20 protein-coding genes are annotated in these 24,017 nt (G+C 64.9%); 15 read left to right on the plus strand and 5 right to left on the minus strand.

Annotated features, from left to right (window positions below):
- The first annotated feature begins 24 nt into the window (after nucleotides 1-24).
- From DNX69_RS23690 to DNX69_RS23735, 10 genes are all read left to right on the plus strand, one after another.
- Nucleotides 25-816, plus strand: coding sequence for an outer membrane protein (locus DNX69_RS23690; RefSeq protein ID WP_110788455.1), 792 nt, complete (start codon nucleotides 25-27; stop codon nucleotides 814-816).
- Between the two features lie 51 nt (nucleotides 817-867).
- Nucleotides 868-1,479, plus strand: a complete 612-nt coding sequence (locus tag DNX69_RS23695) for a glutathione S-transferase family protein (protein ID WP_110788456.1) — start codon at nucleotides 868-870, stop codon at nucleotides 1,477-1,479.
- The gene (locus DNX69_RS23700) at nucleotides 1,476-1,946 is read left to right on the plus strand and encodes a GNAT family N-acetyltransferase (RefSeq protein ID WP_110788457.1); all 471 of its coding nucleotides are present in this window, start codon (nucleotides 1,476-1,478) and stop codon (nucleotides 1,944-1,946) included. Before DNX69_RS23695 ends, DNX69_RS23700 begins: the two co-directional genes overlap by 4 nt.
- Nucleotides 1,947-2,123: 177 nt before the next feature.
- Complete coding sequence (locus DNX69_RS23705) at nucleotides 2,124-2,648, plus strand: PAS domain-containing protein (RefSeq protein WP_110788458.1); 525 nt, start codon at nucleotides 2,124-2,126, stop codon at nucleotides 2,646-2,648.
- Entirely contained in the window at nucleotides 2,623-3,927 is a 1,305-nt protein-coding gene (locus tag DNX69_RS23710; RefSeq protein ID WP_110788459.1) for a methyl-accepting chemotaxis protein, read from the plus strand. The genes DNX69_RS23705 and DNX69_RS23710 overlap by 26 nt, the downstream gene beginning before the upstream one ends.
- 241 nt (nucleotides 3,928-4,168) lie before the next feature.
- The gene (locus DNX69_RS23715) at nucleotides 4,169-5,341 is read left to right on the plus strand and encodes a phosphoserine transaminase (RefSeq protein ID WP_110788460.1); all 1,173 of its coding nucleotides are present in this window, start codon (nucleotides 4,169-4,171) and stop codon (nucleotides 5,339-5,341) included.
- Between the two features lie 201 nt (nucleotides 5,342-5,542).
- Nucleotides 5,543-7,132 (plus strand): phosphoglycerate dehydrogenase, encoded by a 1,590-nt coding sequence (gene serA, locus DNX69_RS23720; protein WP_110788461.1) that lies wholly within the window; start codon nucleotides 5,543-5,545, stop codon nucleotides 7,130-7,132.
- Nucleotides 7,133-7,366: 234 nt separating this feature from the next.
- A complete protein-coding gene (locus tag DNX69_RS23725) occupies nucleotides 7,367-9,052 on the plus strand; it encodes a methyl-accepting chemotaxis protein (RefSeq protein WP_110788495.1) in 1,686 nt (561 codons plus the stop codon).
- Nucleotides 9,053-9,244: 192 nt separating this feature from the next.
- Entirely contained in the window at nucleotides 9,245-10,930 is a 1,686-nt protein-coding gene (locus DNX69_RS23730) for a methyl-accepting chemotaxis protein (protein WP_110788462.1), read from the plus strand.
- A gap of 85 nt (nucleotides 10,931-11,015) precedes the next feature.
- Nucleotides 11,016-11,351, plus strand: coding sequence for a hypothetical protein (locus DNX69_RS23735; protein ID WP_110788463.1), 336 nt, complete (start codon nucleotides 11,016-11,018; stop codon nucleotides 11,349-11,351).
- A 182-nt stretch (nucleotides 11,352-11,533) separates the two neighbouring features.
- On the opposite strand, the gene DNX69_RS23740 is transcribed toward DNX69_RS23735, so the two are convergent.
- Nucleotides 11,534-12,892, minus strand: a complete 1,359-nt coding sequence (locus DNX69_RS23740) for an esterase-like activity of phytase family protein (protein WP_110788464.1) — start codon at nucleotides 12,890-12,892, stop codon at nucleotides 11,534-11,536.
- 180 nt (nucleotides 12,893-13,072) lie between these two features.
- Here DNX69_RS23740 and mbfA point away from each other — a divergent pair, with 180 nt between their 5' ends.
- From mbfA to DNX69_RS23755, 3 genes are all read left to right on the plus strand, one after another.
- A complete protein-coding gene (gene mbfA, locus DNX69_RS23745) occupies nucleotides 13,073-14,044 on the plus strand; it encodes an iron exporter MbfA (protein ID WP_110788465.1) in 972 nt (323 codons plus the stop codon).
- A 125-nt stretch (nucleotides 14,045-14,169) separates the two neighbouring features.
- On the plus strand, nucleotides 14,170-16,362 hold the full coding sequence (locus DNX69_RS23750) for a methyl-accepting chemotaxis protein (RefSeq protein ID WP_110788466.1): 2,193 nt from the start codon (nucleotides 14,170-14,172) through the stop codon (nucleotides 16,360-16,362).
- 320 nt (nucleotides 16,363-16,682) lie between these two features.
- Nucleotides 16,683-18,779, plus strand: a complete 2,097-nt coding sequence (locus tag DNX69_RS23755) for a methyl-accepting chemotaxis protein (RefSeq protein ID WP_110788496.1) — start codon at nucleotides 16,683-16,685, stop codon at nucleotides 18,777-18,779.
- A gap of 15 nt (nucleotides 18,780-18,794) precedes the next feature.
- Here the strand turns inward: DNX69_RS23755 and DNX69_RS23760 are convergent, their stop codons facing one another.
- Complete coding sequence (locus tag DNX69_RS23760; protein ID WP_110788467.1) at nucleotides 18,795-19,700, minus strand: DMT family transporter; 906 nt, start codon at nucleotides 19,698-19,700, stop codon at nucleotides 18,795-18,797.
- 228 nt (nucleotides 19,701-19,928) lie between these two features.
- On the opposite strand from DNX69_RS23760, the gene DNX69_RS23765 reads away from it, so the two are divergent.
- Nucleotides 19,929-20,342 (plus strand): DUF1330 domain-containing protein, encoded by a 414-nt coding sequence (locus DNX69_RS23765; protein ID WP_110788468.1) that lies wholly within the window; start codon nucleotides 19,929-19,931, stop codon nucleotides 20,340-20,342.
- A gap of 366 nt (nucleotides 20,343-20,708) precedes the next feature.
- On the opposite strand, the gene DNX69_RS26170 is transcribed toward DNX69_RS23765, so the two are convergent.
- The 3 genes from DNX69_RS26170 to DNX69_RS23780 form a co-directional block, all read right to left on the minus strand.
- Nucleotides 20,709-21,209 carry a hypothetical protein gene (locus tag DNX69_RS26170; RefSeq protein ID WP_133256043.1) on the minus strand — a complete coding sequence of 167 codons (501 nt, stop codon included), beginning with the start codon at nucleotides 21,207-21,209 and terminating at the stop codon, nucleotides 20,709-20,711.
- Nucleotides 21,199-21,444, minus strand: a complete 246-nt coding sequence (locus DNX69_RS23775) for a hypothetical protein (protein WP_110788470.1) — start codon at nucleotides 21,442-21,444, stop codon at nucleotides 21,199-21,201. The genes DNX69_RS26170 and DNX69_RS23775 overlap by 11 nt, the downstream gene beginning before the upstream one ends.
- A gap of 107 nt (nucleotides 21,445-21,551) precedes the next feature.
- Nucleotides 21,552-22,484, minus strand: a complete 933-nt coding sequence (locus DNX69_RS23780) for a DMT family transporter (RefSeq protein ID WP_110788471.1) — start codon at nucleotides 22,482-22,484, stop codon at nucleotides 21,552-21,554.
- A gap of 414 nt (nucleotides 22,485-22,898) precedes the next feature.
- Between DNX69_RS23780 and DNX69_RS23785 the strand changes: the two genes are divergently transcribed.
- Nucleotides 22,899-24,011 carry an efflux RND transporter periplasmic adaptor subunit gene (locus tag DNX69_RS23785; RefSeq protein WP_110788497.1) on the plus strand — a complete coding sequence of 371 codons (1,113 nt, stop codon included), beginning with the start codon at nucleotides 22,899-22,901 and terminating at the stop codon, nucleotides 24,009-24,011.
- Nucleotides 24,012-24,017: the final 6 nt, after the last annotated feature.

Raw genomic sequence — 24,017 nt, forward strand, 5'->3', positions numbered from 1 at the left:
AAGGGTTCGTCGGGGGAGTGTGCGATGCGTAGAGTTGTGGTGGCCGCGGCGGTCGGCGTGATGGCACAGGCGGCGTACGCGGCGGACATGCCGGACTACGGCCCGCTGCGCGGCGCGCTGGTGGAGACGCCCCGGGTGGTCAACTGGGAGGGCTTCTACGTCGGTGGCCAGGGCGGCTACGGCACCTCCGACATGAATTTCACGAACTCGACGAGTGACATCGCCTCGAATCTGCTGGCCAACACCGTTGTCGAAAGTCAGATGGCAGTGTCGTCTTGGCCCGTGCTGGGCAAGACCTCCTCGCACGGTCAAGGATGGGGCGCTTTCGTTGGTTACAATGCCCAATGGGACGACGTCGTGCTGGGCATCGAAGCCAATTACATGCACGGCAGTTTCGGTGGCTCCGCGATCGGGTCGATGGGGCGCCAGATCACCTACAACAATGTTAATTACAGCGCGACCTACACCAGCAGTGCCGCGATCAACGTCAACGATATAGGCTCGGCCCGATTGCGTGCCGGCTACGCATTTGGAAGTTTCCTGCCTTACGCCTTCATCGGTGCCTCGCTCGGACAGGCTGACATCATCCGCACCGCGACCATCACCGGCACGCAGGGTGGCAACACGGTGATGCCGTTGTCCGCCACCAAAGTCCAGAATGGGCACTTCATCTACGGATATGCGGGCGGTCTGGGCATGGACATGATGCTGTATCGCGGCCTGTTTCTGCGCGCCGAGTGGGAGTACCTGAAGTTTTCGGCGCCGGTCGACACCAGCGTCTCCACCGTGCGCGCCGGCCTTGGGTACAAATTCTGATCCGGCGATGCTGATGGCCAATCGTCGGCGATCACTGATGATGGCGCACACATGAAGATCTACGGTGATCTGAATTCCGGCAATTGCCTGAAGGTGAAGTGGACCTGCGATCGGCTGGGCCTGCCGTATCAGTGGATCGCCGTCGATACGATGAAAGGAGAAAGCCGGACGCCGGCATTCCTGGCGCTGAACCCAGCCGGGCAGGTACCGGCGGTCGCTTTCGACGGCAGCCGCACGCTGGCGCAATCCAATGCCATCATCCGCTATCTCGCCCGCGGCAGCGACCTGATCCCTGCCGATCCATGGCTCGCGGCCAAGATGGACGAGTGGCTGTTCTGGGAGCAGTACAGCCACGAACCGTATATCGCGGTGTGTCGTTTCCAGATGGTCTATCTCGGCAAGCCGGTCAGCGAACTCGATCCGGACAAAGTTCGCCGCGGCCACGCCGCGTTGGCCCGGATGGAGCAGCATCTGACGCAGTCCGGCTTTCTCGCCGGCGACCAGCTGTCGCTCGCCGACGTCGCGCTGCTCGCTTACACGCGAATGGCCGAGCAGGGCGGCTTTGCGTTGCAGGCTTATCCGGCCGTGCGAGGCTGGATCGGCCGTGCCGAAGCAGGGCTCGGCCTGCCTGGCTTCGACCCTGTCACCGCATCGCCCCAATGAGCGACGAGTCCGCCGTCACCATTCGGGCCGCACGCCGGGACGACGTGGTCGCGATCGTGGCGATGCTGGCCGACGATCATCTGGGAGCCGGCCGCGAAAAGCTGGAAGACCCGCTACCGGACTCCTACTACGCGGCGTTCGAGGCGCTGCAGCGGACGCCGCACATCCAGATGGTGGTGGCGGAGGATCGGGACGGCCGCGTCGTGGGCTGTCTGCAGCTCGCGGAGTTGCCCGGTCTCAGCTCCCAGGGCGCTTCGCGGGCGATCATCGAAGACGTGCGCGTCGCCAGCGATTGCCGCAGCCGCGGGATCGGCGAACAGTTGGTACGCTGGGCGATCGCACAAGCGCGGGGCCGGCACTGCAAACTTATCGAATTGTTTACTCATCAAAGCCGTGTCGACGCGCAACGTTTTTATGTCCGATTGGGCTTCGAGCCGTCGCATGTCGGCATGACGATACGATTCTAATTCGATAAATCCCTTCGGTTGTCGTGGCCCAGTATTGCTACTTGGTGGCAGTTTAACGTCGAGGTAATAGGGTCAGTAAGATTCTGTGCGCTATAGGAGGCGCGGCTTCTCGGGAAGGGAGGCTGCTGCCCCGACAACTGTCAACTTAGCTTGTCGGAAATTAGGAGTGCACGATCGATGACTCGGCCGCAGGTGAAGCCTACGGGCATCGAATGCCCGTTCGACGAAGATGAACTGATCGTCTCCAAGACCGATTTGAAAGGGCATATTACATACGCCAACGACGTATTTGTCCGGCTTGCGAAGTATCCTCGGTCGGACGTGATCGGCGCGCCGCATTCGCTGGTGCGCCATCCGGACATGCCGCGCTCGATCTTCAAGCTGCTGTGGGACACGATCCAGGCGAAGAAAGAGATCTTTGCCTATGTGGTGAATATGGCGCGCGATGGTGATCACTACTGGGTGTTCGCGCACGTCACTCCGACGCTGGACGCCCAGCGCAACGTCACAGGGTTCCATTCCAATCGACGCAAGCCGGATCGCGATCAGATCACCCAGATCGAGGCGCTGTATCGCCAATTGCGCGACGAAGAAACCAAGCATCGCAACGCCAAGGACGGCATGATGGCCGGATATGGAATGCTGATGAACATGCTCAAGGATCGGGGTGTCGAGTATGATGAGTTCATCTTCTCTGTCTAAGGCGATCGTCGCTGTCGTTGCCGCCGCGGTGGTGATGGTGGGGCTGAGTGCCGTCGGAATGGTGGTCGGCTCGCTCGGCTATATCGTCGAACTGGCCGCAATCGGAATCGCCCTGATGCTGATTGGCTACGCTGTCTGGCTGCTGCGAGGCACTTCGGCGGCGCTCAAAGAGATCGCTGCCGTCTGCGTCGAAGCCGCGCACGGCAATCTCGAGGCCCGCGTGCAGGGCCGCCGCGACGGCGGTGAGATCGGCCGGGCTCAGGCCGAGGTCAACAACATGCTCGACATCGTCGACGCCTTCGTTCGCGAGTCGTCCGCCTCGATGGAGTATGTCAGCCACGGTAAGACCTTTCGTAAGGTGCTGACCCGCGGTCTGCCCGGCTCGTTCAAGAACGCCTCGGTGGTGATCAATACGGCCTCCGACTCGATGGACCGCCGGGTGCGCGAGGTGGCGAAAGAAGCGCAATGCTTCGCGGCGGGCATGGACGACGTTGCCGGGCTGCTGACCACGGCGTCCACCGGGCTGAAATCCGATGCCGGGGCGATGGCCGAAGCGGCAGAGGAAACCAGCCGCCAATCGGTCAGCGTCGCGTCCGGCGCCGAGCAGGCCTCGGCCAACGTGCAGACCGTGGCCAGCGCAGCCGAGCAACTCACGGCCTCGATCTCCGAGATTTCGCGGCAGATCCAGCATTCCACCACCAGCACGCATCAGGCAGTGGAAGAGGCGGCGCAGACCACTGAGAAGATCAGGCACCTGGCCGATGCGGCGCAGCGGATCGGCGATGTCGTCAAGCTGATCAACGCGGTGGCGGCGCAGACCAATCTGCTTGCGCTCAATGCCACGATCGAGGCAGCGCGCGCCGGCGAGTCCGGCCGCGGCTTCGCGGTGGTTGCGGCCGAAGTGAAGGCGCTCGCCAGCCAGACCGCCAAGGCCACCGAGGAAATCACCGCGCGGATCGGCGAGATGCAGTCGATCACCGAGGAGTCGGTCGGAGCGGTCGAAGCGATCAGCAAGCGGATCAGCGAGATCAACGAGGTGTCCACCACCATCGCGTCCGCGGTCGAGGAGCAGGGCGCCGCCACGCGGGAGATCGCCAGCAACGTGCAGCAGGCTTCGTCCGGCACCGCGCTGGTGACGTCGAACGTCGTTGGTATCAGCCACGCCGCCGACGACACCGGCAAGATCGCGATGCGCGTCAACGGGGTGTCCAGCGAGATCGCCGGCCAGGTCGACAAGCTGCGCGCTCAGGTGCAGAGTTTCGTCGCCAAGGTCGCCTGAGCCGGACCGCGAGCCGAACGACAGATCCCAAGCGCCGCCGGCGGCAACGTCGGCGGCGTGGGTTTGTCCCCCGCCGTCATCGCGGCGTCGTGATCGGGGAGGGGGGCGCGGCGGCGGCGAAAGTCGTAGCTGTCCGTGATCTTCCGGATGGCGAACTTCCTTGACATTCGAAGCCAAAGGACTATCCCCAGCGGCGGGAAACCTCTCCCCACCGAGAGGCAGCTATCTGGAAGGATAGACTATGACTGTAGCGAAGCCCGCTTCGCGGCCGAACGCGCCGCAATTCTCCTCCGGCCCCTGCGCCAAGCGCCCCGGCTGGACCCCCGAAAATCTCAAGGACGCCCCGCTCGGCCGCTCGCATCGCGCGAAGGTCGGCAAGGCCAAGCTCAAGCTCGCGATCGATCTGACCCGCGACGTGCTCGAGGTCCCCGCCGACTACAAGATCGGCATCGTTCCGGCGTCCGACACCGGCGCCGTCGAGATGGCGCTGTGGTCGCTGCTCGGGCCGCGCCCGGTGACCACGCTGGCCTGGGAATCGTTCGGCGACGGCTGGGTCGGCGATGTCACCAAGGAGCTGAAGCTCCCCAACGTCACCAAGCTCAAAGCTGGTTACGGGGAAATTCCCGACCTCTCCAAGGTCGATTGCAACACCGACGTCGTCTTCACCTGGAACGGCACCACCTCGGGCGTCCGCGTTCCGAACGCCGACTGGATCAAGGCCGACCGTGAAGGCCTGACCATCTGCGACGCTACCTCGGCCGCCTTCGCGCAGCCGCTCGACTGGGCCAAGCTCGATGTCGTCACCTTCTCCTGGCAGAAGGCGCTCGGCGGCGAAGCCGCGCATGGCATGCTGATCCTCAGCCCGCGCGCCGTTGCCCGGCTCGAGAGCTACACCCCGACTTGGCCGATGCCGAAGATCTTCCGCCTCACCAAGGGCGGCAAGCTGATCGAGGGCATCTTCCAGGGCGAAACCATCAACACCCCGTCGATGCTGTGCGTCGAGGACTATCTCGACGCCCTCAACTGGGCGAAGTCGGTCGGCGGCCTCAAGGGCCTGATCGCCCGCGCCGACGCCAACACCAAGGTGATCACCGACTGGGCGGCCAAGACCCCCTGGGTCGACTTCCTCGCCAAGGATCCGGCGATCCGCTCCAACACCTCGGTCTGTCTCAAGGTGGTGGATCCCGCCATCGCCGCACTGCCCGCCGACGCTCAAGCCGACTTCGCCAAGAAGTTGGTTGCGGTGGTCGAGAAGGAAGGCGCCGGTTACGATCTCGGTGCTTATCGCGACGCCCCTCCCGGCCTGCGGATCTGGTGCGGCGCCACGGTGGAAGCCGCCGACGTCGCCGCGCTGACGCAGTGGCTGGACTACGCGTTCGAGACCACCAAGGCCGGCCTCGCGCAAGCCGCCTGAGCCTTTTCACCTCTCCCCGCTTGCGGGGAGAGGTCGACCCGGCGGAGCGCAGCGTAGCTGGGTCGGGTGAGGGGGCGCTTCCGCACATCGCGGATTCAGCAGCCCCTCACCCAACCCTCTCCCCGCAAGAGCGGGGCGAGGGAGCGCGCCGCGACTCGTTGGACTGCTTCCCCTATTCAAGATTCATCAGGATCACATCCCATGACCGCTCCCAAAGTCCTCATTTCCGACGCGCTGTCGGAAGCCGCCGTGCAGATCTTCAAGGATCGTGGCATCGACGTCGATTTCCAGCCGAACCTCGGCAAGGACAAAGACAAGCTCGCCGAAATCATCGGCAATTACGACGGACTCGCGATTCGCTCCGCCACCAAGGCGACCGCGAAGATCCTGGAGAAGGCCAACCGGCTCAAGGTGATCGGCCGCGCCGGCATCGGCGTCGACAACGTCGAGATTCCCGCGGCGACCGCCAAGGGCATCATCGTGATGAACACCCCGTTCGGCAATTCGATCACCACCGCCGAGCACGCCATCACCATGATGCTGTCGCTGGCCCGTGAGATTCCGGCCGCCGACGCCTCGACCCAGGCCGGCAAGTGGGAAAAGAACCGCTTCATGGGCGTCGAAATCACCGCCAAGACCCTCGGCGTGATCGGCTGCGGCAACATCGGTTCGATCGTCGCCGACCGCGCCCTCGGCCTGAAGATGAAAGTGATCGCGTTCGATCCGTTCCTGTCGCCGGAGCGCGCCAAGGATCTCGGTGTCGAGAAGGTCGAGCTCGAAGACGTCTTCAAGCGCGCCGACTTCATCACCCTGCACACCCCGCTCACCGACAAGACCCGGAACATCATCGACGCGGCTGCGATCGCCAAGATGAAGAAGGGCGTCCGCATCATCAATTGCGCCCGCGGCGGTCTGGTCGACGAGAACGCGCTCGCTGAAGCGCTGAAGTCCGGCCAGGTTGCCGGTGCGGCGTTCGACGTGTTCTCGGAAGAGCCGGCCACCAAGAACGTGCTGTTCGGCCTGCCGAACGTGATCTGCACCCCGCATCTCGGCGCCTCGACCACTGAAGCGCAGGAGAACGTCGCGCTGCAGGTCGCCGAGCAGATGAGCGACTATCTGCTGACCGGCGCGATCACCAACGCGATCAACTTCCCGTCGATCACCGCCGAAGAAGCGCCGAAGCTGAAGCCGTTCATCGAGCTGGCCGAAAAGCTCGGCTCGTTCGCCGGCCAGCTCACCGAGACCGGCATCACCAAGGTCACCATCACCTATGAGGGTGAGGTCGCCGAGATGAAGATCAAGGCGCTGACCTCGGCGGTGTTGAGCGGCCTGCTGCGCCCGATGCTGGGCGACATCAACGTGGTTTCGGCGCCGGTGATCGCCAAGGAGCGCGGCATGGTGGTGGACGAAGTCGTCCGCGCCGCCGAGAGCGACTACGAGAGCCTGATCACCCTGACGGTGACCACCGAGAAGCAGGAGCGTTCGGTGTCCGGCACGGTCTATGCCGACGGCAAGCCGCGCCTGGTCGACATCAAGGGCATCCGCGTCGACGCCGAGTTCGGCGCCTCGATGATCTACGTCACCAACGAGGACAAGCCGGGCTTCATCGGCAAGTTCGCCAGCCTGCTCGGCGACGCCAAGGTCAACATCGCGACCTTCAACCTCGGCCGTCACAGTGAAGGCGGCGACGCCATCGCCCTGGTGACGATCGACGGTCCGGCCCCGGCCGATGTCCTGGAGAAGGTCCAGGCGCTGCCGCAGGTCAAGCAGGTCAAGCCGCTGACCTTCTGATCTCCGAGAGTCGCGCCAGCTCACTGGCGCGATCACCCGGCGGCGACCTGCGGTCCCGGTTAACACTTGATGAATCCCTCCCCCTTGGGGGAGGGATTTGCTTTTGTGGCGCCCGCCCGCAAGTACGCAATTTGTGGCATTGCGTGCGCTGCAGTAACCGTCCGGGAACACTTTCCACGTAGTTGTACGAGCGCATTGTTCTCGCATGCGGTGTCGTACCTCGGGGAGAGTTTCGTGAAGTTCAGCAATCTTCGTATCGCCCCCAAGCTGGGCCTGCTGGTTGCAGGCACCATGATTGGCTTGTGCTTGGCTGGAATCTTCGCCGGCGTGATGATGCAGCGGGAGATGCTCCGCGCGCGCTTCGATCAGGCCAAGGCGATCACCGAGATGGGTCGCAATCTGGCGGTCGGTCTGCAGAAGAAGGTCGAGGCCGGCGAGCTCACCAAGGAGCAGGCGATCGCGCAGTTTGGCAGCGATGCGGCGATGCTGACCTACGACAACGGCCAGGGCTATCTGTTCGCCTACACCATGGATGGCCTCACCATCGCCACCCCGGACAAAAAAGCGGTCGGTACCAACCGGATGAACGTGGCGACCGGCGATCGCTATCTGGTGCGCGAGCTGCGCGACGGCGTCGCCGCCAACGGCGACGTCACCCTGTTCTACGATTTCCGCCGCCCCGGCACCGACGAGAACATCCGCAAGATGTCCTACGGTCTGGCAATTCCCGGCTGGAACATGTTCGTCGGCACCGGCGCCTATCTCGACGACGTCGATGCCAAGCTGCGGCCGATCTTCTGGACGCTGGGCGGCACGATCTTCGCCATCGCGCTGATCGCTGGCTTGTTTGCGGTACTGATCGCCCGCGGCATCACCCGTCCGCTCGGCCGACTCGGGACGCGGATGGCTTCGCTCGCCGACGGCGAACTGGAGCAACCGATCCCCGGCACCGACCGCGGCGACGAGGTCGGCGAGATGGCCAAGACCGTGCAGGTGTTCAAGGACAACGCGCTGCGCATCCGCGATCTCGAGCGCGCCGAGGAAGCCGCCAAGGAACGCGCCGCGGCCGAGCGGCGCAGCGCAATGGAGCGGCTCGCCGACGAATTCGAACACAGCGTCAACGGCGTGGTGCAGTCGGTGACGTCTGCGACCTCCGGCATGCAGCAGACCGCGCAGTCGATGACCGCGACCGCGACCGATGCCAGCGCCCGCGCCGCGACGGTGTCGTCGGCCTCGGCCAGCGCCTCCAACAATGTCGGCACGGTCGCCTCCGCAGCCGAAGAGCTGTCGGCGTCGGTCACCGAGATCTCGCGTCAGGTCGAGCAGTCGCGCGAGATCGCCAGCAAGGCGGTCGACGACGCGGCGCAAACCAACGAGACCGTCAAGCTGCTCTCCACCGGCGCCGAGAAGATCGGCGAGGTGGTGCAGCTGATCCACTCGATCGCGTCGCAGACCAATCTTCTGGCGCTCAACGCCACCATCGAGGCGGCGCGGGCCGGCGAGTCCGGTCGCGGCTTTGCGGTCGTCGCCAGCGAAGTGAAGGCGCTCGCCAGCCAGACCGCCAAGGCCACCGAGGAAATCTCCGCCCAGGTGGCGGCGATGCAGTCCTCGACCACCAACGCGGTGCAGTCGATCGGCGGCATCACCGCGACCATCGCCAAGATGAGCGAGATCACCATGGCGATCTCGACCGCGGTGGAGCAGCAAGGCGCCGCGACCCGCGAGATCGCCCGCAACATCCAGTCGGTCGCGGCCGGATCGAACGAGATCAGTATGCATATCGGCGGCGTCACCGAAGCGGCGACCGCGACCGGCTCGGCCGCAGACCAGGTGCTCGCCAACGCCCGCGAACTCGACGCGCAGTCCGGCGAATTGCGGCGGGCGGTCGACGACTTCCTCGGCAAGGTCCGCGCCGCCTGACCACCGGCAGTTTCGGCTCTCGCTAATCACTTCGCCCCGGGCAGACTTGACGGTCTGCCCGGGGCTTCGCGTTTCGACGGGCGGTCAGGAGCCACCCTCGGGTTCCTACGTGGAACTCTTTAAACCGATTGGACACTGTAAAGCCGCTAACGCTTCTCGCAGCTGGTTTCAGATGCGCAGGAGTCCCACGCAGTGAAGTTCACTAATTTGCGGATCACGCCGAAGCTCGGTGTCCTGGTCGCCGTGGCGATGCTTGGTCTCCTGGCCTCGGGTCTGTTCGCCGCGTCGATCCTGCTGCGCGAGATGCGCAGCGACCGCCTCGAGCAGACCAAAGCGATCGTCGAGACCGCGGTGAACATGGCGATCGGGCTCCAGAAGCAGGTCGATGCCGGCAAACTCACCAAGGATGCTGCGATCGCCGAATTCCAGCAGCGCGCCCATGCGATGACCTACGACAAGGGCAACGGCTATATGTTCGCCTACAAGATGGACGGCACCACGATGGTGATGCCGGACCTGAAGCTGATCGGCACCAACCGCCTCGACGTCGAAACCGGCGGGCGCAAAATCGTGCGCGATCTGCGCGACGGCGTCGCCGCCAAGGGCTTCGTTGTCCTGCCCTACGAGTACAAGAAGCCGGGCTCCGAGGAGCTGATCCGCAAAATCTCCTATGCCGCCGCGATCCCGGGTTGGGACATGCTGGTCGGCACCGGCGCGTATCTCGACGATATCGACGCAAAACTGAGGCCGATCCTGATGTGGCTCGGCGCCGCCATCCTCGCGATCGGCGCGATCTGCTCGCTGGTCGCCTGGGCGATCAGCCGCAGCATCACCAAACCGCTCGGCGACCTCGGCACCCGGATGAAGGGGCTCGCCGAGGGCCAGCTCGACGCCGCGATTCCGGGCGTGGAGCGTCGCGACGAGGTCGGCGAGATGGCCGCCACCGTGCAGGTGTTCAAGGACAATGCGCTCCGCATCCGTGGCCTCGAGCAGCAGGAGCAGGAGACGCAGCGACGGGCCGCCGCCGAGCGCGCCGCGCTGATGCGCAGCATCGCCGACGATTTCGAATCGAGCGTCAACAGCGTGGTCATGAGCGTCGCCGATGCGACTCGGCAGATGCAGTCGACCGCGCAGTCGATGACCTCGACCGCGGCGGATGCCTCGACCCGCGCCGCAGCGGTCGGTTCCGCCTCGGATTCCTCGTCCTCCATGGTCGGCACCGTCGCGTCGGCGTCTGAAGAGCTGTCGGCGTCGGTGCAGGAGATTTCGCGCCAGGTCGAGCAATCGCGCGAGATCGCAGGGCGGGCGGTGAACGACGCCGAGCACACCAACGAGACCGTGATGCAGCTTTCGGTCGGCGCCGAGAAGATCGGCGAGGTGGTGCAGCTGATCCATTCGATCGCATCGCAAACCAATCTGCTCGCCCTCAACGCCACCATCGAGGCGGCGCGCGCCGGCGAGTCGGGCCGCGGCTTTGCGGTGGTCGCCAACGAAGTGAAGGCCTTGGCCGGCCAGACCGCCAAGGCCACCGAGGAAATCTCCGCGCAGGTCGCCGCGATGCAGGCATCGACCTCGAGCGCGGTGGAGTCGATCGGTGGCATCACCGCGACGATCGGCGAAATCAACAAGATCACCATGGCGATCTCGACTGCGGTGGAGCAGCAGGGCGCCGCCACCCGCGAGATCGCCCGCAACATTCAGTCGGTTGCGGCCGGCGCCAGCGAGATCAGCGATCACATCGGCGGGGTGAGTTCCGCAGCCTCCGCGACTGGCGATGCCGCCGCTGATGTGCTGTCGCACGCGCAGGCGCTCGACGGCCAGTCGGGTGCGCTGCGATCGTCGGTCCAGGACTTCCTGCGCAAGATCCGAGCGGCCTGATCACGAATGACGTGACTTGAACCTTTTCGGTGATGGTGATGACAATAGGGGGCTGGGGGGATGCGTGAATGACGAGAGGTAGCGCATGCCCGTGATGCTGCAAGGCACCATCGCATTCGAGCCGGAGTTCGTCGGCAATCTGGCGTGGTTGACCCGCGCTCTGATCGCCCGCGACATCGATCCCGATGGCGTGACGATCGCCAAGGATGCGGTCGGCGTGGCGACGCCGCCGCGGACAGACGGCCTGTGCTACGTCTACAGCGTCTCGACCGGGGACACCGACTTCCTGGTGATCGAATCCAGCGACGACCGTTTTCTCGAAAAATTCCTGAACCATATCGAGCAGGCCGACCCCGCGCCCGCACTGCCGGCCAAAGGCATGTTCGCGCGGCTGACGCGCTGGATGTCGCCGCCGGCGTAGATACATCGATTACTTCGCCGCACGCGCTGGAGCGGCGCTCATCCCCCGCAACGTCATTCCGGGCGCGCGTGAAACGCGCGAACCCGGAATCCGGAGGTTGCGAGCGACGCCTCTGATCATCACCGCGAGGTTCCGGGTTCACGCGCTCGCGCGCGTGCCCCGGAACGACGAAGGCGAAGCGCTTACTTCGCCTTCAGGAAGTCGGCGACTTCGAGCAGCACGAACTCGTTGTCGTCGGCCTTGTTCGGCTCGCGGCTGGTCGAGAACGGCAGGTTGTTGTCGTTGCCGACGATGATGTGACTGTCGTCGACCTTGTCGACATTCTCGATCGTGAAGAACGGGAATGCCAGCACGCCGTCGGTCAGCGGCTTCTTCGCCTTCTTGTCGGGATCGCGGATCTTCATCAGGTCGATGAAGCCGATCTTCTTCACCGGCTTGCCGGCGCCGACGTCGGTGAGTTCGATCTTGTAGATCCGCTTGAACTTGGCGAGATCGGCGAAGCAGTCGGTGCCCGGCTTGCCTTCGGGGCAGGCCTTGTCCTTGGTGCCTTCGCCGTTGTCGCGCTCGATCACCAGACCATGGGTGGCGTCGATCATGTTGAAGTCGCCGATCGCATTGCCGTTCTGCTCGAACACGTAGGTCCAGAAGCGGCCGGTGAACTTCTTCTGCGCGACGTCGAACTCGAGGATCCGTGCGGCTTCCTTGCCGTCGACCTTTTCCCAGTCCTTCTTGGCGGCGTCCCACAGCGGGCCTTCGAGCAGGCCGTACAGGAACTTGCCGTCCTTGGAGGCGGCGAAGCCTTCGTAGCCCTTGGAGCGCTTCAGGTTGACGGCGGCGTTGTAGCTGGCGCCCGGGGCGCCGGGCGACTGCACCGACCAATGATCGGGCGACTTCACCGGCTTGCCGTCGGCGGTGGTCTCGTACACGCCGAGCACCTTGCCGGCCATGTCGGCTTCGATCAGATACGGGCCGAATTCTTCGCCGATCCAGATGCGGTCGCCGATGATCTGAAAGCCTTCGGTGTCGAAATCGGCGCCGGTCAGATAGCGCTTGTCGGTGTTCTCGTGAACGATCCGGAACGGCACCTTCTTGTCGGGATCGTGCAGGAACACGGTGGCGACACGGTCGACCTTGCTGCCGGCCCAGTCGATTTTGAGGTGGCTGAGAAACAGCATGGTGTCGGCCGAATTATAGCGCGAGCCGAAGCCGTTGTCGGTCAGCACCCAGAAGCTGCCGTCGTCCATCTTCTTGATGCCGGAATGGCCCTGCAGCGGCTGGCCCTGGAACGGCAGCGACACGCCGGTCGGCCGGCCGTTGGACTTGCCTTCGATGCTGCCGAGCGCGTCGACGCGCTTGCCGGTGGTGTACTTGCCGGAGGTCTTCAGGTCGTCCGGCGCATCCTTCGGCGCCTCGATGAACGAGGCCGCCGGCATCACGGCGTGTCCGGCGAGAGTGGCCGGGAATTCGCCTTCGGATTGGGCCAGGGCCGCGGACGTCGCCAGCGCAAAGATCGCAACCGAACCGAGCAGTAGATTTCGCATGAAACAGCCTCCTGTGATGGAAGCCGGTCTTGTGACGGTGCGACGTCACAATCGCCTGACCGATCGATGAAGCAGCGATGACGAGCCCTGCGACCAATTGGCTGTCCCGGATGTGCGCCGGCTTTGACAGCGGCGACCGGCAACTCTATTTAGAAGCATTCTAAATTTAAGAGCGGTGCGATGAAGGCGTTTTCCGAGCTGACCGAGCGCGAAATCCTGGCGGTGGCGATTGCCAGCGAAGAGGAGGACAGTCGGATCTATCTCGCCTTCGCCGAAGATCTCGCCGACCGCTACCCGGACTCAGCGCGGGTTTTCACGGAGATGGCCCAGCAGGAGAAGGGCCATCGCCACATGTTGCTGCGGATGTACGAGGAGCAGTTCGGGCCCAATCTGCCGCCGATCCGCCGCGAGGACGTCAAAGGCTTCATCCGCCGCCGCCCGATCTGGCTGACCCGCAACCTGCCGCTCGACCGCATCCGGAAAGAAGCCGAGACGATGGAGTTCGAGGCGCAGCGCTTCTACGAGCGCGCCGCCGAGCGCGCTACCGACGTTCACATTCGCAAGCTGCTCACCGACCTCGCCGAGTTCGAAAAGCGCCACGAGCAGCGTGCCGTGCAGCTCACCGACAAGATCCTCACCCCCGACGCCCGCAGCGCCGAGGATCATGCGGCGCGTCGGATGTTCGTGCTGCAATACGTCCAGCCCGGCCTCGCCGGCCTGATGGACGGCTCGGTGTCGACGCTGGCGCCGCTGTTCGCCGCCGCCTTCGCCACCCATCAGAACTGGCCGACCTTCCTGGTGGGTCTGGCCGCCTCGATCGGCGCAGGCATCTCGATGGGCTTTGCCGAAGCGCTGTCCGACGACGGCTCGATGACCGGGCGCGGCTCGCCGTGGCTGCGCGGCGGCATCTGCGGACTGATGACCACGCTCGGCGGCCTCGGTCACACCCTGCCGTATCTCGTGCCCGACAGTTGGGCCAACGCGTTCTGGATCGCGACCGGCATCGCCGCTTTGGTGGTGTTCGTCGAATTGTGGGCGATCGCCTACGTCCGCGCCAAATACATGGACACGCCGTTCCTGCACGCGGTGTTTCAGATCGTGCTCGGCGGCGTCATTGTGCTGGCCGTAGGTATCCTGATCGGCGGCGCATAGTTAGACGCTCCGATTTCGACGTAAGTATTAGTCGGGAGCGCCTCGCCCCCGTAGCCGCACGAGGCGTTTGCTTAAACAATTCAAAACAAGCCACGAGCAGTGTGGGGCCCTCTGAGGAGTTCCCCATGACGTTCTCGTTCAAATCCATCCGCAAGATTCAGGTGAAGATCGCGTTGGTGGCAGGCCTCTGCTTGACCGGCGCCAGTCTGATCCTGATCGGCTACAGCGTGCTGTCTGCGCAGAGCACCCATCACTACGTTTCGACCGAAGTGATGAAGCTGGTCGATCAGCAGACCAAGGAAAGTCTGCTCAATCGCGCCAACGCCGAAGCCGCCGCGATCAAGTTCGAGCTCGATCTTGGCCTCGACTCCGCGCGCAACATGGCGCACGCGTTCGAAGTTCTCGCCGATCCGAATAATGCCGGCACCACCGATGGCAACCGCCGGCTTCAGCTCAACGCGGTGCTCAAGAACACGTTGGAGCAGAACCCGGCGTTCAACGGTACTTACTCGGCATGGGAGCCCAACGCGCTCGACGGCAACGACGTCGCGTTCAAAGGCCGCCAGACGATGGGCTCGGATAGCACCGGCCGCTTTCTTCCTTACTGGACCCGGAGCGCCAGCGGCGCGATCGCGCTGCAGCCGCTGGTCGAATACGATAGCCAGGAGCGGCATCCGAATGGCTTGGTGAAAGGCGCGTGGTTCATCAATCCGAAGGCCACCGGCAAGGAGAACATTCTCGGTCCGCTGCCCTATATCGTGCAGGGCAAAGCGGTGTTCCTGGCGACCATGTCGGTGCCGATCAAGATCGACGGCAAGTTCGTCGGCGTTGCCGGCGCGGACTACAATCTCGATTTCGTGCAGAAGCTCGCCACCCAGGCCAACCGCTCGCTGTTCGGCGGCGACGGCAAGGTCGTGATCCTCAACGACACAGGGTTGATCGTTGCCAACAGCGCCAACCCGGAGTCGATCGGCAAGGCGGCGTCGAGCGCCGACCCGCGCTGGTCGGAAAGTCAGGCGATCGTCAAGGAAGGCAAGGGCAAGGTCCTCGACGATCCCAAATGGGATAACGTCGAGATCTACTCACCGATCTCGGTCGGTCGCACCGGCACGCCGTGGTCGGTGCTGATCTCGGTGCCGCGCAACGTCGTGCTGTCCTCGGCCCACCAACTCGATCTCGCATTGAACCAGCGTGCCAACTCGGCGATGTTCTGGCAGCTCGGCACTGGCATCCTGGTTGTCGTGCTCGCCATCACGGTGATTGCGTTCGCGGCGCGCAGCATCGCCCGGCCGATCGGCGATTGCGCCAGCTTCGCCGACGGCATCGCTAAAGGCGATCTCGACCAGAAACTTGCGATCGAACAGGCCGACGAAGTGGGCGTGCTCGCCGCGTCGCTGCGCACCATGCAGGGCGAGCTGAAGCGCGGCATCGCGCAGCGCGCCGAAGATCAGGCCAATGCCGACCGAACGCGTCGGCGCGACATGAACGACATGGCCGACAAGTTCGAGGCGGCGGTCGGCAAGATCGTCGAAACGGTGTCTTCGGCCTCCAACGAGCTGGAAGTTTCGGCTGGCAGGCTGACGACGACGGCGGAGCGGTCGCAGCAACTGACTTCGATGGTCGCTACGGCGTCCGAGGAGGCTTCGTCGAACGTTCAGTCCGTCGCTACCGCGACCGAGGAGATGTCGACCTCGGTCAACGAGATCAGCCGGCAGGTGCAGGACTCCTCGCGGATCGCCAACGAGGCGGTCGGTCAGGCGCAGCGCACCAACGACCGCGTCGGCGAACTCGCCAAGGCCGCGACCCGGATCGGCGACGTGGTGGAGCTGATCAACACCATCGCCGGCCAGACCAACCTTTTGGCGCTCAACGCCACCATCGAGGCGGCGCGCGCCGGCGAGGCCGGCCGCGGCTTTGCCGTGGTGGCCGCCGAGGTCAAGCAGCTTGCCGAACAGACGGCCAAAGCGACCGGCGAGATCAGCGCGCAGATCAGCGGCATCCAGTCGGCCACCGGCGAATCGGTGACGGCCATCAAGGAGATCACAGACACCATCAGCCATATCTCCGAGATCGCTGCTTCGATCGCCTCAGCGGTCGAGCAGCAGGGCGCAGCGACCCGCGAGATTTCGCGCAATATCCAGCAGGCGTCGCGCGGCACCAGCCAGGTCACGACCAACATTGCCGACGTCAAGCGCGGCGCTGGCGAGACCGGCACTGCCTCGTCGCAAGTGCTGGCGGCGGCGCAGTCGCTCGCCGGCGACAGCAATCTGCTCCGACGCGAAGTCGCCCGTTTCCTCGATACGATCCGTGCCGCCTGACGTGGCTGTCGTCAGTAACGGTTACGACCAGGGCGCCGCCGTTTCGCACGACGGCGGCGCCTTGGTATTTCAAGGCCGCGAAGTAACACGCGACGTGTGTCTTCGTCTTTCGTCGCTGAGGACTCTTACGTAGTCCACGATTAACGAAAATTGATACTCGCGTAGGTAGTGTTGAACCGCTGCGATTGGCGTGATGCACGGCGTTCAACGGCGAACCCCCACCATCGAAATCGAACATAGATTTGCTGCGGCTTGTTCCGTTTCCGGAACCGGCACGCGTCGCCGTCGCTCGTGTGAACTGCGCCAACCAGGAGCCGGCGATGACTCTCAAGATCCGTGTATTGCTGCCGTTGATCGTTCTCGCGCTTGCCGCCACAGCCATGACGCTCGCTGGCTTCGACGCGCGTGATGCGCTGATCCGGCGCCGTCAGTCCGAAGCCTTCGTCGCGGACAATCGCATCTCCCAGCTGCTGCTGACGAGTGCCGGCCGTTGGGCACTGGAGCGCGGCCTGAGCAATGCGGCGCTGAGCGCTCCGAATGCTGCAGATCCGCAGCGGCGGGCCGACCTCGCCAAGGTGCGCGAGGCGGGCGATGCGGCCTTCGACGAGGCAATGCGGCTGATCGGCGAGGTGCCGGAAATGAAGGCCGCCGCCGCGGCCGTCGCCGCCGCTCGGCGCGCGCGGCAGGATCATGTCGCGCTGCGTTCTCGGATCGACGACGAGATCGGCAGGCCGGCGTCGGCCCGCGATTCGCAAGTGGTGAGTGGTGCTTTCGGCATCATCACCCGTTCGATCGATCTCGCCGCCAACTCGCTGCGCAGCACCCTCGAAACGCTGACCGATCCGCCATCGGTGACGCTGGCGCAGATGATCCGGCTGCGGCATCTGACGGCGATGATGGCCGAGAACGCGGGGCGCGAGCGCGCTTATCTCGGCGCCAAGGTCAGCGCACGCACCAAGTTCACGCCGGCCGAGATCGCCGAGACCGCGGCGTTTCGCGGCCAGATCGCTCTTGCCTGGCCGATGGTCGCGGCGCTGAAGCAGCGCGCCGATGCCCCGCCCGCAGTGATCGATGCGATCCGCACCGTCGACAGCGATTACTTCGGAACCTATGCGCGGGTGCGCGACAGCGTCCTCGCCGCCGGCGAAACCGGCACCTATCCGCTCAGCGGCGGCGACTACATCGCTCGCGCGACCGACGGCATCGAAACCATCCTCAAACTGGCCGGCGCGATCGGCCAGGCGGCCGACGCCGAAGCCGGTGCCGATTCGGCTCGCAGCAGTTCACGTCTGATGCAGTCGCTCGCCGCGCTCGGCGCCGCCGGCGCGCTGGTGCTGGTGAGCCTGTGGATCACCTTCGTCCGCGTGCTGCGGCCGCTGGCCGAGCTCGGCGGCGCGCTGCACAAGCTGGCGCAGGGACAGCTCGATCTGACGCTGCCGGGGCTCGACCGCAAGGACGAGATCGGCGACATGGCGAACGCGATCGAGGACCTCAAGGTCCACGCCGCCGCCAAGGCGCGCGAAGAGGCCGAAGCCCGGATCCGCCAGGATGCGATCGTCGCCGCCCAGCGGCGCGCCGACATGCACAAGCTGGCCGACGATTTCGAAAGCGCGATCGGCGAGATCATCGAAACGGTGTCGTCGGCGTCGACCGAACTCGAAGCCTCGGCCGGCACGATGAGCCGCCACGCCGCGCTGTCGCAGGATCTCACCGTGAAGGTGGCCAGCGCCTCGGAGGAGGCGTCCACCAACGTGGAATCGGTGGCGTCCGCGGCCGAGGAGATGACCGCATCGGTCGAAGAGATCAGCCGTCAGGTGCAGAGCTCGTCGCAGATCGCGCAGGAAGCGGTCGCCCAGGCGGAGCACACCAATCAACGGGTCGAGGAATTGTCGCAGGCGGCGGCGCGGATCGGCGATGTCGTCGAACTGATCAACACCATCGCGCAGCAGACCAACCTTTTGGCGCTCAACGCCACCATCGAAGCGGCGCGCGCCGGCGAGGCCGGCCGCGGCTTCGCGGTGGTCGCCGCGGAGGTCAAGCAGCTCGCCGAACAGACCTCGAAGGCGACCGGCGAGATCGGTCAGCAGATCGCCAGCATCCAGTCGGCGACGCACGAGTCGGTCGAAGCCATCAAGGGCATCGGCGGCACCATCGAGAAGATGTCGGAGATCGCCGCGACGATCGCGTCTGCGGTCGAAGAGCAGGGCGCGGCGACGCGCGAGATCTCGCGCAACATCCAGCAGGCGGCCGAAGGTACGCGCGACGTGTCGTCCAACATCGTCGAGGTCGAGCACGGCGCCAGCGGCACCGGCGCCGCCGCCGGCGAAGTGCTGCACGCCGCGCAGTCGCTCGCCGGCGAGAGCAACCGGCTCAAGGCCGAGGTCGGCAAGTTCCTGCACACGGTGCGCGCGGCGTAGCAGCCGCGCGGTGCCTCAGCGTCGGGCTGCGATGAACACGCCGGCCACCACCATGGCGTAGCCGGCGAGGTGGAACAGTTCGGGCTTTTCGCCGAGCAGCACGATCGCCATCACCGAGCCGAAAACCGGCATCAGATGCAGAAACGGCGCCGCGCGGTTCGGCCCGATCAGCGCCACGCCGCGGTTGAAGCACAGATACGCCAGCATCGACGGGAAGATCACCACGTAAGCCAGCGTGACCGCGGTAATCCAGTCGGCGCTCGGCCGCACGCCGCTGGCGTATTCCATGATCGCGAACGGCAGCAGCAACAGCGCGCCGCCGCCGGTGGTGACGACGATCAGCGAGAGTGGATGCGTCGCCGGCCGCTTCGGCATCAGCGCCGAATACAGCCCGAACGCGCACAGCGCGGCGGCCAGCATCAGGTCGCCGCGGTTGAGTTGGATTGCGGCCAGCGCCGCGAAATCGCCGCGCAGGATGATGGTCAGGACGCCGAGCAGCGACAGCGCGATGCCGATCGCCTGCATCCACGACAGCCGCACGCCGAACAGCAGCAGCGACCATAGCGCGACGAACAGCGGTCCCGATGATTGCATCAGCAGCGCGTTGAGCGCCTGGGTATATTGCAGCCCCCAATAGGACAGCGCATTGTTGATCGCGAAGCCGGTGGCCGACAGCACGATCATCAGTCGCCAATGCGCGCGCAGCTTGCGCCAATCGTGCCGCAGATGCGGCCAGGCGAACGGCAGCAGCAACAGCATCGCGCCGATCCAGCGCGCGCACGATAGCGTGACCGGCGGAACATGGCCGGCCACCGCGCGTCCGAGCACGATGTTGCCGGCCCAGAACAGCGAGGTCAGGCTGAGCAGCAGATAGGGCTGGTGGGCGAGCCAGCCGAACATGGAGCGGAACCGGGCGATCAAACAAGGGACCGGGGCAAGGGAACGAGCCGCCCTTGGTGCCCGAATTCGCGCCGTTGCAAAAGATGCGCGCAGCGGATTGCTGGCATGCGTGGCCATCGCTGGCCGCGCGGGTTCCATCGCGGCTGCGATGTCTGAAGGATGGCGCGAGCGGTCCACTGCGGCGAAGAATCGGCTACCACATCACGGGCGATCCGCGCATCTTGTGCCGGAAAGTCGAATGGGGCGCACATGAGCATCGACGAGTTGAACATCCAAGGCCTGACCCAATTGGAGCGTGACGATCCTGGTCCTGTGGTGATGGTGAATCTGATCCGGTTCAGCGAGCAGGCCGGCGACGGTGACGGCACCGGCTGGGACGCTTACTTGCGCTACAGCTCGCAGAAGGTGGCGCTGGTGAAGAGCTACGGCGGGATTCTGCTGTGGAACGGCAACGCCAAGGCGGTGGCGTTCGGCAACGCCGATCATGGACGCTGGGACTACGTCTCGCTGGTGTACTACCCGTCGGTCGACGCGTTCCTGGGAATGATGCAGTCGCCGGAATATCTCTCCCAGTGCGAGCCGCATCGGCGCAACGCCTGCGCCGAACATCTGATCCTCTGCACCCGCGAAGCCTTCAGCAAGTTCCACATCCCCACCAAGTGACCGCGGCGCCAACGATCCCTGCTCGGTTCAATCTCCACGACGCGCATATCGAAAGCGTTACGTCGACGGGCTTGCTGCGATGGCGAAAGCGGCAGAGATCCTGGCACCAGTTTTCGTCCGGCCCGCCTAGAGTGCTTCATCGATTGATCGAAGCGGACTTGGCCTTTCCAAGCGCACTCAAGTCCTCATCCTGAGGAGCCCGGCAAAGCCGGGCGTCTCGAAGGATGAGGAGCCACATCGCCTGCGGCGCATGGTTCGAGACGGCGCTTCGCGCCTCCTCACCATGAGGTTTTGTCAGTTGCGACCCGTTAGACAGTGCGGTCCTAATTCCATCAAAAACAGAACCACTCCAACAAGGCAGTGGTGTCATGGCCGTGCCTGCGTTCTTGACGCGCCTTCCTCCGCCGACTGGTCTTCGGACTCTGCCTGAGCTGCCGAAGCCTCGCTCGCCGCAATGATGCTCTTGTAACTGCTCAGACGACGTTCCAACTCTCGCAGCTGCAGTTCGTGAGCGGCTCGGGCCGACAGAACAGCCGCTTGCAAGGCTGCCTCCGCCTGCAGGACATCTCTCTTTTTCGTTTCAGACAACACCTCGGAAAGGCTCGCGAGAGCGTCGGCGGTGAGCGGTGAGGGCGCTGAAACGGCATTGGGGCTGGCGAGCCCGGCCGCTTCAACTCCGAAGGCGGCTCTCACGCGTGAAAGCGCCCGGCGGAGCGCAGCGTCAAAATCAGCTTCAGCTCCTGCCCCAGCAACGGCCTTCCTTGCCAGACTGCGCCTGACGAGCAATTTGGCGCCGATAATTCCGAGGGCGACGATTGTCAAAGGCACCGCGACAGCGGAGCTGAGAACGACCGCTTCAGGACTCATCGAATTTCTCCAGCTCAAGGAGAACGTACTGCCCCGCTAAATGTAGGACCACGGCCATGCAAACGCAAATGACCGGGAGGCTCCAGAGCATGGTCATGTTCTTGGCAAACTTATCGTAATCGTAGATCAAGCCGACGATTGGGCCGATGACTCCCGTCGCGACCCAGGCCACCGCAATGTTGTTGAAGAAAGTCGCGAGAAGCTTGAGACCCCCGGCAGGGCTGTTCGTCGCCATTGATCCTCGCCCTTGTTCTCAAAGGCTCGGCCTATAGCACGGAACAAAGTTCCACCGTAGGTGGCATCGTCTCTCCAGGGCTCTATTGCCGTCCGTCGAAACGCCGTTTAGCCCGCCTTCGGCTTGCGCGCGGCGACGATCACGCCGGTCAGCACCAGCGCGTAGCCGACCGCGTGATACAGATGCGGCTGCTCGCCGAGAAACACGATCGCCATCGCCGAGCCGAACACCGGGATCAGATGGAAGAACGGCGCCGAGCGATTGGCGCCGACCAGCCGGACGCCGCGGTTGTAGCAGAGATACGCCATGATCGACGGGAACACCGCGACGTAGAACAGCGCGCCGACATTGGCCCAGTCGAATGCCGGCAGCGGCTTGGTGGTGAGCTCCCAGATCTCCAGCGGGATCAGAAACAGCGCGCCGCAGCCGAAGGTGAAGGCGAGGAACGACAGCGCGTGCATCTGCGGCCGCTTCTGCGTCAACGCGGTGTAGAGCCCGAACATCGCCAGCGCCCCGACGAACATCACATCGCCGATGTTGAGTTCGATCGCGGCGAGTTCGGCGATGTTGCCGTGCAGGATGATTACCACGACGCCGACCATCGAGGTGGCGATGCCGACCGCCTGCATCAAGGTGAGGCGCACCCGAAGCACGATCAGCGCCCACAGCGCCACGAACAGCGGTCCGGTCGATTGCAGCAGCAGTACGTTCAGCGCGGTGGTGTACTGCAGCGCGGTGTATTGCAGCGTGTTGAAGGTGGAGATGCCGATCACCGACACCGTCACCATCAGGACGAGATGGCGGCGGATCACCTTCCAGTCGGCGATCAGATGGCGGAAGGCGAACGGCGCGACGATCAGGAACGCGCAGGCCCAGCGCAGGAACGACAGCGTCACCGGCGGGAAGTGGCCGGCCACGGCGCGGCCGACGATGGCGTTGCCGGCCCAGAACAGCGAGGTCAGGCTGAGCAGCAGATAAGGCTGATCGGTGATCCAGCCGAAGCGATGCGAGGTTTCGGCAGGTGGTGTCGTCGTGGTCATGGGCCGGCCCGAGCGTTGAAAGGCGGCGCACGCTACGCCTTGGCCGCACGAGCCGAACGTCGCCTCCCTTTGGGTTTGCCCAAGCAATACGGCTTTCCGCACCGATCACAAGCCGGCTGCACGCATTGCGCGCATGCGGGCGGCCGGAATCGGGCTGAATTAATCGCGCCGATTCCAGAGTTTTCTTCAGCTTGCCGGTGCCGAGGAGCATCCGCGCTCCTCGGACGGCGACGAGTTGGTCCTGAGCGGCGTCAGCCGCGCACCAAGCCCTCAACTATTGGAGCAGTAGACCTCAACTATTGTTGAGGTTGTACGGAGGTGGTCGGCTCGTTCGTCCCGGCCCGCCACAGCGCAGGTTGCTCCGCTGCAGCGGCTTGTTCCGAACGCGCGCTTGAATGCGGTTTGGATGCGGCGATGACCGACACCTTGCGACCCTTGACCGATACCCGGCGCCGCCTGGCGCCGGTGCTGATCGTGATTCCGATCCTGGCGGCGATCTTCGCCGGGATCCATCTGTGGCGTCAGGCGCGGCTCGCGCCCGCGAGTGCCGGGCATGCCCGCCCGCCGGTCGAGGTCTCGGCCCTCACGGTCGAGCCGGAGCCGCTGCCGCAATCGCTCGAAGCCACCGGCTCGCTGCAGGCGGTGCAGGAATTGACGCTGGCGCCCGAGGTCGCCGGCCGCGTCGTCGCGATCCGGTTCGAGGCGGGCATGTCGGTCGAGGCCGACACGCCGCTGGTCGAACTCAACGACGCGCCGGAGCGGGCGCAGCTTGCAGAGGCGGTGTCGCGCGCGCAGTTCGCGCGGCTGCAGCTCGACCGCTCGCGCCGGCTGGTCGCGACCGACGCCGCGACGCAGCAGCTGCTCGATCAGCGCGTCACCGAACAGGAGCAGGCCGACGCCACGGTGCAGCGGATCGAGGCGCTGATTGCGCAGAAGACGATCCGCGCGCCGTTCGCCGGCTTGCTCGGCATCCGCAGGGTCAATCTCGGGCAATACGTCAATCCCGGCGACGTGCTGGCGACGCTGACCGCGCTCGACCGGCTCTACGCCAATTTCACCGTGCCGCAGCAGGATCTGTCGAAGCTCGATCTCGGCGGCGAGGTCACTGTGCGCACCGACGCCTATCCGGGTCAGGAGTTTGCGGCGCGGATCAACGCGATCGAGCCGATGGTGCAGCAGGACACCCGCAACGTGCGGGTTCAGGCGACGCTCGGCAATCCGGACCGCAAGCTGCGGCCCGGCCTCTACGTCACCGTCGGCATCGCGCAGCCGTCGCGCCCGTCGGCAATTCTGGTGCCGGCGACCGCGATCCAGACCAGCGCGTCGGGCGACAGCGTCCTCGTCGTTCGCGACGGCAAAGCCGCGCCTGTGCCGGTCACCACCGGCCAACGGGTCGGCGACCGCATCGTGGTCGAAACCGGGCTCGGCAGCGGCGACGTGGTGATCACCAGCGGCCAGCTCCGCGTTCAGCCGGGCGCGCCGGTCAACGTGGCTGCTTCGGTGGCAGCATCAAACCCGTTGCGGTGAGGCGGC

This window comes from Rhodopseudomonas palustris (assembly GCF_003226555.1).
Lineage (GTDB): Bacteria > Pseudomonadota > Alphaproteobacteria > Rhizobiales > Xanthobacteraceae > Rhodopseudomonas > Rhodopseudomonas palustris_I.

Bases quoted from the DNA above. Each gene is read 5' to 3' on its own strand.
- DNX69_RS23690 (WP_110788455.1), top strand. From the start codon at position 25: ATGCGTAGAGTTGTGGTGGCCGCGGCGGTCGGCGTGATGGCACAGGCG.
- DNX69_RS23695 (WP_110788456.1), top strand. From the start codon at position 868: ATGAAGATCTACGGTGATCTGAATTCCGGCAATTGCCTGAAGGTGAAG.
- DNX69_RS23700 (WP_110788457.1), top strand. From the start codon at position 1,476: ATGAGCGACGAGTCCGCCGTCACCATTCGGGCCGCACGCCGGGACGAC.
- DNX69_RS23705 (WP_110788458.1), top strand. From the start codon at position 2,124: ATGACTCGGCCGCAGGTGAAGCCTACGGGCATCGAATGCCCGTTCGAC.
- DNX69_RS23710 (WP_110788459.1), top strand. From the start codon at position 2,623: ATGATGAGTTCATCTTCTCTGTCTAAGGCGATCGTCGCTGTCGTTGCC.
- DNX69_RS23715 (WP_110788460.1), top strand. From the start codon at position 4,169: ATGACTGTAGCGAAGCCCGCTTCGCGGCCGAACGCGCCGCAATTCTCC.
- serA (WP_110788461.1), top strand. From the start codon at position 5,543: ATGACCGCTCCCAAAGTCCTCATTTCCGACGCGCTGTCGGAAGCCGCC.
- DNX69_RS23735 (WP_110788463.1), top strand. From the start codon at position 11,016: ATGCCCGTGATGCTGCAAGGCACCATCGCATTCGAGCCGGAGTTCGTC.
- DNX69_RS23740 (WP_110788464.1), bottom strand. From the start codon at position 12,892: ATGCGAAATCTACTGCTCGGTTCGGTTGCGATCTTTGCGCTGGCGACG.
- mbfA (WP_110788465.1), top strand. From the start codon at position 13,073: ATGAAGGCGTTTTCCGAGCTGACCGAGCGCGAAATCCTGGCGGTGGCG.
- DNX69_RS23750 (WP_110788466.1), top strand. From the start codon at position 14,170: ATGACGTTCTCGTTCAAATCCATCCGCAAGATTCAGGTGAAGATCGCG.
- DNX69_RS23755 (WP_110788496.1), top strand. From the start codon at position 16,683: ATGACTCTCAAGATCCGTGTATTGCTGCCGTTGATCGTTCTCGCGCTT.
- DNX69_RS23765 (WP_110788468.1), top strand. From the start codon at position 19,929: ATGAGCATCGACGAGTTGAACATCCAAGGCCTGACCCAATTGGAGCGT.
- DNX69_RS26170 (WP_133256043.1), bottom strand. From the start codon at position 21,209: ATGAGTCCTGAAGCGGTCGTTCTCAGCTCCGCTGTCGCGGTGCCTTTG.
- DNX69_RS23775 (WP_110788470.1), bottom strand. From the start codon at position 21,444: ATGGCGACGAACAGCCCTGCCGGGGGTCTCAAGCTTCTCGCGACTTTC.
- DNX69_RS23780 (WP_110788471.1), bottom strand. From the start codon at position 22,484: ATGACCACGACGACACCACCTGCCGAAACCTCGCATCGCTTCGGCTGG.
- DNX69_RS23785 (WP_110788497.1), top strand. From the start codon at position 22,899: ATGACCGACACCTTGCGACCCTTGACCGATACCCGGCGCCGCCTGGCG.